We start from the raw sequence: 10,059 nt of genomic DNA on the forward strand, positions 1-10,059 counted from the left end.
GCTGAACGACACGTGGCAGGAGTGGCACGCCGCCGTCTCGTCGCTCATGCCCCGACGCTACCGCGAAGCCCTGGGGTACCGTCGATCACGATGGCGACGAAGGATGAGTGCCGCAGCGCACTCGACAAGCTCTCGGACAACATGGCGCGGGCGGACGACGGGATCCGCGGGGCGGCCGGTTTCGACCGCTCGCTGAGCTGCCACATAACCGACCTGGACACGACCTTCACCGGCCGCTTCGACGACGGCCGGATCGAGGTGCTGGACACCCACGAGGGTCCGCCGCGTGAGAAGGCGCAGATCAGACTGGCCATGACGGGCGACGATCTGGTGTCCATGGTCGACGGAGAGCTGCACTTCGCCAAGGCGTGGGGCTCGGGCCGGGTCAAGCTCGAAGCGGGGTTCCGCGATCTGCTGCGGCTGCGCTCGCTGCTCTGAACCCGGCCGTCACGGCCCGGAGCCCGAAGGGAGCGCGCGCTGCCACGTCACGCCCGGGACAGCGCGCCCGGGCGCGCGTACGGCTCACTCGGGCAGCCCCACGGGCACCGTGTGCCGCGCCCTGCGCCCTGCCGGGACGACGAGCGGGGTGCCGGTTTCCGGGTCGTCGATGACCTGGCACCGCAGCCCGAAGACGCGCTCGACCAGCTCCGCCGTGACGACCTCGGCCGGCGGCCCCTGCGCGTAGATCTCGCCCTCGCGCATCGCGATGAGATGCGTGGCGTAGCGGGCCGCGTGGTTGAGGTCGTGCAGGACGGCGACGAGCGTACGGCCCTGGGTCTCGTGCAGATCGGCGCAGAGGTCGAGGACATCGATCTGGTACTGGATGTCGAGGAACGTGGTGGGCTCGTCCAGGAGCAGCAGCGGTGTCTGCTGGGCGAGCGCCATGGCGATCCAGACCCGCTGGCGCTGTCCGCCCGACAATTCGTCGACATGGCGATCGGCGAGTTCGCCGACGCCGGTCGACGCCATCGACTCCTCGACAATCCGTTCGTCGTCGGGGGACCACTGGCGCAGCAGCGCCTGGTGCGGGTAGCGGCCCCGCGCGACGAGGTCGGCGACCGTGATGCCGTCGGGTGCGATGGAGGACTGCGGCAGCAGCCCGAGCGTCCGGGCGACCTTCTTGGCGGGCATGGAGTGGATCGCGGCGCCGTCGAGCAGGACCCGGCCCCGGGAGGGCTTGAGCATCCGTGACAGCGCGCGCAACAGGGTCGACTTCCCGCAGGCGTTGGGGCCGACGATCACGGTGAACGAGTGGTCGGGTATCTCGACGGAGAGATCGCGGGCGATGACCCGCTGGTCGTAGCCGAGGGTCACGGATTCCGCCGTGAGTCGCTGCATGGTCGTGCTCCTGGGCGTGGGATGGGACGAGTCGGGGGCGGGAGCCGGATACGGGGCAGCCGTACCGGTGTCCCGGACGGGGACGCCGGCGCTCATATGCGGCCCGCCTTGCGTTCGGTGACCAGCAGCCAGAGCAGATAGCAGCCGCCGAGCACTCCGGTCACGACTCCGGCGGGCAGTTGACGGTCGCCGAACGCCGATGTCGCGGTCCAGTCGGCGACCAGCAGGAGCAGTGCTCCCATCGCCGCGGCCGGGCCGAGGTTAGGGCCGGGCGCACGGGTGAGCCGGCGTGCGAGCTGGGGCGCGCTGAGGGCGACGAAGGTGATCGGCCCGGCGGCGGCGGTGGCCACGGAGACGAGCAGCACGGCGGCGCCCATCAGCACGAGCCGGGTGCGTTCGACCCGTACACCGAGCGCGTAGGCCGCGTCGTCGCCCATCTCCAGCATGCGCAACGGCCGCCCGTACACGAGCGCCAGCGGGATGAGTACGGCGCAGACGGCGAGCAGCGGCCAGACCTGGGCCCAGTCCCGGCCGTCGAGCGATCCCGTCATCCACAGCACGGCGCGCGTGGCGTCGATGAGACTGGCCTTGGTGATCAGGTAGTGGTTGACCGCCGTGAGCATGGCGGCGACGCCGATGCCGATGAGGACCAGCCGGTAGCCGTGCACGCCGCGCTTCCAGGCCAGCAGATAGATCCCCGTACCGGTCAGCAGACCGCCGACGACGGCGCCGCCCGCGACTGCGGCGGAGCCCGCCTGGAAGACGACGATCGCGCTCAGCGCGCCGACGGTCGCGCCCTGGCCGAAGCCGATGACATCCGGACTGCCCAGCGGATTGCGGGAGATGGACTGGAAGACCGCCCCGCCGACCCCGAGCGCCGCGCCGACGAGCAGGCCCACGAGGACCCTCGGCAGCCGTAGCTCCTGGACGATGAACTCCTGTGCCGCCGTGCCGTTCCCGAGCAGGGTCGCGACGACGTCGCCGGGCGCCATCGGGAAGTCGCCCCGCCCGATGAGGATCACGGACATCGCGCACACGGCGGCGAGGAGCAGCAGGACGACGAGGGCGGAGCGGACGTCCGTCCTGACGGAGAGTCCGCCGGGGGTACGGATCGCGCGCGCCGGCCGCGCACGGCCGGTCTTTCCGGCGGCGGTGGTGCCGCTCTCGGCGGTCGGAGTTCTCTTCACAGCTGGGCCATCCTCCTGCGGCGTACGAGCTGGATGAAGACGGGCCCGCCGATGATCGCGGTGACGATCCCGACCTGTACCTCGGCCGGCCGTGCGACGACGCGTCCGATCACGTCGGCGCCCAGCAGCAGGACGGGCGAGAGCACGGCGGCGTACGGCAGGATCCACCGCATGTCCGGCCCGGTGATGGCGCGTACGAGATGCGGCACCATCAGCCCGACGAAGACGATCGGCCCGCAGGCCGCGGTCGCCCCGCCGCACAGCAGGGTGACGCAGACCATGGCGAGGACGCGGGTGCGGGTCAGATGGGCGCCGAGCGATCTGGCGGTGTCGTCGCCCATCTCCAGCGCGTTCAGCGGTCGGGCGATCAGCAGTGCGAGGGCGATTCCGGCGGCGATGAAGGGCCACACCTTGCCGACTGTCGACATGTCGGCCGACGCGAGGGATCCCACGGTCCAGAAGCGCAGCCGGTCGAGGGCCGCAGAGTCCAGCAGCTGTACGGCGTTGACGTAGCCGAAGAGCGCCGCCGTGGCGGCGGTGCCGGCGAGGGCGAGCCGTACGGGTGTCGCGCTGCGGCTGCCGCCGAGCGCGTACACGAGCACGGAGACGATCGCGGCCCCGGCGAAGGCGAACCACACGTAACCGCTGATGGACGTGACACCGAAGAAGCTGATGGCCGAGACCACCGCGGCGGCGGCTCCGGCGTTGACGCCCAGCAGTCCCGGTTCGGCGAGGGGGTTGCGGGTCAGCGCCTGCATCACCGCGCCGGCCAGTCCGAGCGCGGCGCCGACGAGCAGCCCGAGCACGGTCCGGGGCAGCCGGACGTCGACGACGATCACGTCGTTGCCGGTGCCGGAGTTGTGGAACAGGCCGTGCCATACGTCGCCGAGCGGTATCGACTTCGCGCCGACGGCGATACCGGCGGCGCAGACAAGCAGCAGGAGACCGACGGACACCAGGAGCCCGGCGGCGCGCAGCGTTCGGCGCTTCCGGGTCACAGTGGGCGGTTTCGGCTCCGCGCTCTGTTCGGATTCGGGGGGACTGTCGACCAACACTCGGTTAGGTTAGCCTACCCTCATACTTGATCCTCAAGAGGGAAGCCATGAGGGAATCACCGTAATGAACAGCCCCCTTCCGGTTCCGGCCCGCCTCCCCCTCACCCGGCGCCGACTGCTGTCGGCCACCGGCGCCCTCGGGCTCGGCGCGCTGCTCACCGGCTGCGGCGCCGACGACGACACGGCGAGAGCCGGGTCGGGCTCCGCCGACGACGCCGGCAAGGGCGGCCCCTGGAGCTTCGAGGACGACCGCGGCAGGACGGCGAAAGCCGACGAACCGCCCCGGAGGATAGTCGCGTTCATCAGTACGGCCGCCGCCCTGCACGACTACGGCGTCGAATGCACGGGCGTCTTCGGCCCGAGCGAGCCGATCGGCGGCAAGCCCAACCCGCAGGCCGGCGACCTCGACCTGACGAAGCTCACCAGCCTCGGCCGGGCCTGGGGCGAGTTCAACATCGAGAAGTACGCGGCCCTCCGGCCCGACCTGCTGATCAGCAACATGTTCCCGCCGCCGGACCTCTGGTACGTGCCCGCCGAGAGCGTGAAGAAGATCGAGGCCCTCGCGCCGAGCGTCGGCATCACCGGCGGCCGGGTGAGTCTGCGTCAACCCCTCACGCGCTACACCGAGTTGGCACAGTCACTCGGCGCGGATCCGACGGCGAGGAAGACCGTCGACGCCAAGGCTCGCTTCGACAGGGCGGAGAAGACGCTGCGCGCGGCCGCGGAGGCGAAGAAGGCGGACGGCGGCCTCAAGGTCCTCGCGATGACCGGCGACGCCGAACAGATGTACGTCGGCGTTCCCGACTCGTACTGCGACCTCAACTACTTCAAGGACCTCGGAGTCGAGTTCGTGGAGGGCGAGAAGTCCGACGAGTTCGGCTTCTGGGAATTCCTCAGCTGGGAGAACGCCGACAAGTACCACGCCGATCTCATCATGGTCGACAACCGCTCGACCGCCCTCCCCGCCGCCGAACTCGCCAAGCGGCCCACCTGGAGCAGGCTGCCCGCCGTCAAGGCCGACCAGATCACACCGTGGTCCATGGAAGAGCGCTACAGCTACGCCGGTTACGCGCCCGTGCTCGAACAGCTCGCGGCGGCCATCACCAAGTCGAGGAGGCTGGCCTGATGTCTGACGACCCGTTCCAGTTCTTCACCCTGCGCGTGCTCCGTACGACGCGCCCCACCCCTTCGTTCGTGCGCGTCACCCTCGGCGGCGACGACGTCGCGCGCTTCTCGTCGGCGGGACGGGACCAGCGCGTCAAGCTGTTCCTGCCGAGACCTGGACAGGACTCCCCCGTCCTGCCGGGCCCGGACGACGGGCACTGGTGGGCCGCGTGGCGCGCCCTGGATCCTGACGTACGCGGCGTCATGCGCACCTACACGGTGCGCGAACTGCGCCGCGACCCGCAGGAGTTGGACATCGACTTCGCCGTGCACGAACTGCTGCCCGGATCCGGCGAGGGCCCGGCCACCCGGTGGGCGCTGAAGGCCGCTCCCGGCGACCGGATCGGGATCCTCGCCCCGCTCCACGAGGAGAACACGGGGTACGACTTCCGGCCGCCGGACGGCACCGACTGGATCCTGCTGACCGGCGACGAATCCGCGCTCCCGGCCGTCGCCGGCATCCTGGAATCCCTGCCGCCCGGCATCCCCGCCCGTGCCTGGATCGCCCTCCACCACAGCGCCGACCGGTGCGAACTCCCCACCAAGGCCGACGCGCGCGTCACCTGGCTCGTCCGGGACGAGTCGGCGCCCGCCACCGAGGACGCGATACGCGCGGCCGACGACCTGCCGGACGGCACGCCCTACGCCTGGATCGCGGGCGAGTCGGCCACCGTCAGGGCGGTCCGCAGACATCTCGTCGGCGAACGCGGCTTCGACCGCCGGGCGGTGAAGTTCACCGGCTACTGGCGGCGCGGGACCTCCGAGGACTACCTGCTGATCACGGGCGAGGACGCGTAGCGCCGGCCGGCGGATTCAGCCGGATCTCGTCCCGGTGCCTCGCTCTGCTCCCGGTCGCCGGACCTGCTCGACGAGCTGTCCGGCGACCGGGAAACAGGCGGGTGGCACGACCGGCGACCGAGGACGGAGCACGCGGCGCGACGGGCAACGGGGCACGCGGCGCGACCGACGACCGGCGGGTCAGAGTCCCAGTCTCGCCAGGACCTTGCCCGGCTCCAGAGCGCACGCCCCGTCTCCCGCGTGCGTCCAGGCCGCCGCGCACAGCGCCCGCAGTCCGTCCAGCGCCCCGCCGTCCCCGTCGAGGACCAGGGCGTCGTCCCGTACGGAAGCGGTCCAGCCCCCGCACCCGAACGCACCGTCCTTGACCTCGACTTCGGGCTGCCCGGTCAGCAACCCGCGCAGATCCGCGTCCACATACGTCGGCCGGTGCTTGGGCTCGGCGGCCAGCAGCAGCGCCCCGTCCGTCACCCCGGTCAGCACCAGCAGCGAGTCCACACCGCCGTTGAACGCGCCCTCGATGTCGGTGTCCAGCCGGTCCCCCACCACGATCGGCCGCTTCGCGCCCGTACGCAGCACCGTTTCCCGGTGCATCGGCGGCAGCGGCTTGCCCGCGACCCGCGGCTCGGCGCCGGTGGCGATCCGTACGACCTCGACGGCCGCCCCGTTGCCCGGCGCGATCCCGCGCGCGCTCGGAATGGTCAGATCGGTGTTGGACGCGAACCACGGCACACCACGCGCGATCGCGTACCCGGCCTCGGCGAACCGCCCCCACGGCAGGTCCGGCCCCCCGTAGCCCTGCGCCACGGCCGCCGGGTCGTCGTCGGCCGACTCCACCGGCTCAAGTCCCCGCTCCCGCAGCGCGACCCGCAGCCCCTCGCCGCCGATCACCAGCACCCGCGCACCGGCCGGGACGTGCTCGGCGATCAGCCGCGCCACCGCCTGGGCCGACGTGATCACCTCGGCGGGCTCGGCGGGCACCCCCAGCTCCGTCAGATGCGCGGCGACGGCGTCCGGCGTGCGCAGCGCGTTGTTGGTGACGTACGCCAGTCGCATCCCGCCGTCCCGGGCCACCACCAGTGAGTCGACGGCGTGCTCGATCGCCTCACCGCCCGCGTAGACCACTCCGTCGAGGTCCAGCAGAGCCGTGTCGTACGCCTCGTTCAGCGACGTGGCGCTGCCGTCGGGCCTGGTCCTGCTCCGCTGACTCATCTGTCTTCCGCTCCCTCGTCCGCCCGTCGGCCGGGCTCTCCTCCCCCGATCATCGCTCATGGCCCGGCCCGCATACGATGCGGAGATGAACACCACAGGGCCGGCGCCGAAGGGACTCCGCCTGATCCCGTTCCGCGGACTGCGCTACGTCCCCGAGCGGGTCGGCAGCCTCGCCGCCGTGACCTCGCCGCCGTACGACGTGGTCGTACGGCCCGACGGGCTGCACCACCTGGAGTCGGCCGACCCGCACAACATCGTCCGGCTGATCCTGCCCCAGGCCGCGACGGCCGCGGACCGGCACCGCCAGGCGGCGAGCACGCTCCGGCGCTGGCTCACGGAGGGCGTCCTCGCGCCGGACCCCGAACCGGCGTTGTACGTGTACGAGCAGCGCCACGGCGACCTGCTCCAGCGCGGCGTGATCGGGGCCCTGGCGCTGTCCGCACCCGCCGAGGGTGTCGTCCTGCCCCACGAGGACGTGATGCCGGACATCGTCGAGGACCGCGCGGCCCTGATGCGGGCGACCGCGACGAATCTGGAGCCGCTGCTCCTCACCTACCGCGGCGGGGAGGACGGCTCGCCGGACGGGACGGCAGGGACGACCGGCGCGTCCGGCACGACCGCGGTCATCGAACGCACCGCCCTGCGCGAGCCCTTGCTGTCGACCACGACGGAGGACGGCTTCAGCCACCGCCTCTGGTCGGTGACCGATCCGGCCGAACTGGCCGAGATCGAGGACGACCTCGCCGACCGCCAGGCCCTCATCGCCGACGGCCACCACCGGTGGGCGACCTATCTGCGGCTGCGCGAGGAACATCCGGCGTCCGCCGCCGGGCCGTGGGCCTACGGCCTGGTCCTGCTTGTCGACACCGCGCGCCACCCACTCCAGGTACGCGCGATCCACCGGCTGCTGCACGGGCTGCCGGTCGCGGAGGCACTGGCGGCGCTGGAGGCGGTGCCGGGCTCGTTCCGGGTCCGCACGCTCGAAGGCACGCTGCCGGAAGCGGTCAGGGCACTGTCCGACGCCGCGGGTGCGGGCGCCGGTACGGCGGCGGGTGCGGGTGCGAACAACGCGTTCCTGCTGGCGGGCGACGGCCGTTTCCATCTGATCGACCGCCCCGACGAGGCCCTGCTCGCCCGTACAGTGCGGGCCGACCGCCCGGCGGAGTGGCGAGCCCTCGACGCGACCGTGCTCCACTCCACGCTGCTCGACCACATCTGGAAGATCCCGGACGCGCCCGAGCACATCTCGTACATCCACGACACGCGAGCCGCGGTCGAACAGGCGGAACGCCACGGCGGTACGGCGGTCCTGCTGCACCCGGTGCGCGAAGAGGTCGTACGGGAGCTGGCGCGCCAGGCGGTCACGATGCCGCGCAAGTCGACGTCGTTCGGCCCGAAGCCGGCGACGGGCCTGGTGCTGCGGAGCCTCGCGGACGGCTGAGAGACGGGAAGAGGGCGGCACCCCCGGTGGGGGTGCCGCCCTCTTTCACGGTGCGGTCGCCGGATCAGGACTTGTCGGTCCCCAACTCCGGCCCGTGCTCCGGCTCGTCGTCCGAGAGGTCGTCCTCGATGTCGTCGTCCTCGTCCACGTCCACGAACTGGACGCCGTCCAGCGCCGCGAGACGGTCCGACGCGTCCGTGGCACCGTCCTTGTCCGCCTCAAGGGCCTTGGCGAACCATTCGCGTGCCTCGTCCTCGCGCCCGGCCGACAGCAGCGCGTCGGCGTACGCGTAACGCAGACGCACGGTCCACGGCTGTACGGAGTTGGATCCCAGCTCCGGCCCCTGCAAGGTCACGATGGCGGCGTCGATCTGCCCCATGTCCCGGCGCGCACCGGCGGCGACCAGCCGCATCTCGACCTGGCCGGCCTTGTCGAGCTTCAGCACCTCGGGCTCACCGGCCATGGTCATGGCCCGCTCGGGACGCCCCAGGCCACGCTCGCAGTCGGCCATCACGGGCCACAGGTCGACGTTGCCCGTCATCCGCCGCGCCGCCCTGAACTCGGCGAGCGCCTCGCCGTACTTCTGCGTCGCGTACGCGGCGAAGCCGGCCGCTTCACGCACCGCGGCGACCCTGGAGGCGAGCCGCAGCGCGACGCGCGAGTAGGCGTAGGCCTGGTCGGGGTCCTCGTCGATGAGGTTGGCGACCATGACGAGGTTCTTGGCCACGTCATCGGCGAGCGTCTTGGGCAGGCTCATCAGCTCCTGCCGGACAGCCGTGTCGATCTCGTCACCGGTGACGTCCTCGGGGATCGGCAGCCGCCTGATGGGCTCCCGGTCCCGGTCTCGGTCGTCACGACGTCCGAACCCGCCGCGGTCGCCACGGTCGTCCCGCCCACGGAACCCACCGCGGTCACGGTCGTCGCGTCGGCCGTAACCGCCGCCGCCGGAGGGCCGGCCGCCACGGTCGTCGCCACGGCGCGGACCACTCGACCTGTCGTCGCGACGAGGCCCGCCGGGACGCTCGTCGCGCCCACGGAACCCTCCACCGCCGCCGCTGCTGCTCGGACGCCCACCACCAGTGGGACGCCCGCCACTTGAAGGCCGACCGCCACGGTCGTCGTCCCGATCCCGACGCTGACCACTCGGCCGGTCGTCACGACGGAAGGACGGACGCTCGTCACGGCGGTCGTCACGGCGATCATCACGACGGGGCTCGCCGCCGGTGCTCGGCCGTCCACCGCTCACGGGGCGGCCGCCACCGGTAGGACGTCCACCACGGTCATCGCCGCGACGAGGCCCGCCGGGACGCTCGTCGCGCCCACGGAACCCTCCACCGCCGCCGCTGCTGCTGCTCGGACGCCCACCACCGGTGGGACGTCCACCACTTGAAGGCCGGCCACCGCGATCGTCGTCCCGATCCCGACGCTGACCACTCGGCCGGTCGTCACGACGGGAAGAGGGCCGCTCGTCACGGCCACGGAACCCACCGCCGCCGCTGGTCGGCCTGCCGCCACCGGTGGGACGACCGCCGCTCGCGGGACGCCCACCACTGGCAGGTCGGCCGCCACCGCGGTTGTCGTTACGGGCTACGTAGTCACCGACACCACCGCCCCTACCGGCGGGACGGCCACCACCACGGTCGTCACGACCGCCACGGGAACCGCTCCGGTCACCACCACCGTCCCTACGACGCGATTCGCGCTCCGGACGGTCGTCGGGAGAGTTGGGGGACATCGGCACTGCTCCTGTCTTCGGGTACCACAGTCATTCTCACGCAGCCGGTGATCGGACGCGCTTCGTGCAAAGCAGAGAAAACAAAAAGGACCCCTGGTCCAGCGTGAACGCTGGACCAGGGGTCCTTGAAAG

At 72.0% G+C, this 10,059-nt stretch carries 10 protein-coding genes; 4 read left to right on the forward strand and 6 right to left on the reverse strand.

Annotated elements, in window-relative coordinates:
* Positions 1-90 precede the first annotated feature (90 nt).
* Positions 91-438: an SCP2 sterol-binding domain-containing protein gene (locus GXP76_RS31010; protein ID WP_242574946.1), complete on the forward strand. Its 348-nt coding sequence runs from the start codon at positions 91-93 to the stop codon at positions 436-438.
* An 84-nt stretch (positions 439-522) separates the two neighbouring features.
* On the opposite strand, the gene GXP76_RS31015 is transcribed toward GXP76_RS31010, so the two are convergent.
* The 3 genes from GXP76_RS31015 to GXP76_RS31025 all read right to left on the reverse strand — a co-directional run bounded on the left by GXP76_RS31015 (position 523) and on the right by GXP76_RS31025 (position 3,523).
* Positions 523-1,338 carry an ABC transporter ATP-binding protein gene (locus tag GXP76_RS31015; RefSeq protein ID WP_242574947.1) on the reverse strand — a complete coding sequence of 272 codons (816 nt, stop codon included), beginning with the start codon at positions 1,336-1,338 and terminating at the stop codon, positions 523-525.
* A gap of 92 nt (positions 1,339-1,430) precedes the next feature.
* The gene (locus tag GXP76_RS31020; protein WP_374363242.1) at positions 1,431-2,525 is read right to left on the reverse strand and encodes a FecCD family ABC transporter permease; all 1,095 of its coding nucleotides are present in this window, start codon (positions 2,523-2,525) and stop codon (positions 1,431-1,433) included.
* On the reverse strand, positions 2,522-3,523 hold the full coding sequence (locus tag GXP76_RS31025; RefSeq protein WP_242574948.1) for an iron ABC transporter permease: 1,002 nt from the start codon (positions 3,521-3,523) through the stop codon (positions 2,522-2,524). The genes GXP76_RS31020 and GXP76_RS31025 overlap by 4 nt, the downstream gene beginning before the upstream one ends.
* Positions 3,524-3,644: 121 nt before the next feature.
* On the opposite strand from GXP76_RS31025, the gene GXP76_RS31030 reads away from it, so the two are divergent.
* Together GXP76_RS31030 and GXP76_RS31035 are read left to right on the forward strand one after the other, a co-directional pair.
* On the forward strand, positions 3,645-4,706 hold the full coding sequence (locus GXP76_RS31030) for an ABC transporter substrate-binding protein (protein WP_242574949.1): 1,062 nt from the start codon (positions 3,645-3,647) through the stop codon (positions 4,704-4,706).
* The gene (locus GXP76_RS31035; RefSeq protein ID WP_242574950.1) at positions 4,706-5,542 is read left to right on the forward strand and encodes a siderophore-interacting protein; all 837 of its coding nucleotides are present in this window, start codon (positions 4,706-4,708) and stop codon (positions 5,540-5,542) included. The genes GXP76_RS31030 and GXP76_RS31035 overlap by 1 nt, the downstream gene beginning before the upstream one ends.
* Positions 5,543-5,722: 180 nt before the next feature.
* Here the strand turns inward: GXP76_RS31035 and GXP76_RS31040 are convergent, their stop codons facing one another.
* Positions 5,723-6,751, reverse strand: a complete 1,029-nt coding sequence (locus GXP76_RS31040) for an HAD-IIA family hydrolase (RefSeq protein WP_242574951.1) — start codon at positions 6,749-6,751, stop codon at positions 5,723-5,725.
* An 85-nt stretch (positions 6,752-6,836) separates the two neighbouring features.
* On the opposite strand from GXP76_RS31040, the gene GXP76_RS31045 reads away from it, so the two are divergent.
* Positions 6,837-8,192, forward strand: coding sequence for a DUF1015 family protein (locus tag GXP76_RS31045; protein ID WP_242574952.1), 1,356 nt, complete (start codon positions 6,837-6,839; stop codon positions 8,190-8,192).
* A gap of 64 nt (positions 8,193-8,256) precedes the next feature.
* Here GXP76_RS31045 and GXP76_RS31050 read toward each other — a convergent pair whose 3' ends face one another.
* Complete coding sequence (locus GXP76_RS31050; RefSeq protein WP_242574954.1) at positions 8,257-8,949, reverse strand: tetratricopeptide repeat protein; 693 nt, start codon at positions 8,947-8,949, stop codon at positions 8,257-8,259.
* A 485-nt stretch (positions 8,950-9,434) separates the two neighbouring features.
* Positions 9,435-9,641 carry a hypothetical protein gene (locus GXP76_RS35770; RefSeq protein ID WP_277994015.1) on the reverse strand — a complete coding sequence of 69 codons (207 nt, stop codon included), beginning with the start codon at positions 9,639-9,641 and terminating at the stop codon, positions 9,435-9,437.
* Between the last annotated feature and the right edge of the window lie 418 nt (positions 9,642-10,059).

Source organism: Streptomyces sp. NP-1717, from assembly GCF_022695985.1.
GTDB lineage: Bacteria > Actinomycetota > Actinomycetes > Streptomycetales > Streptomycetaceae > Streptomyces.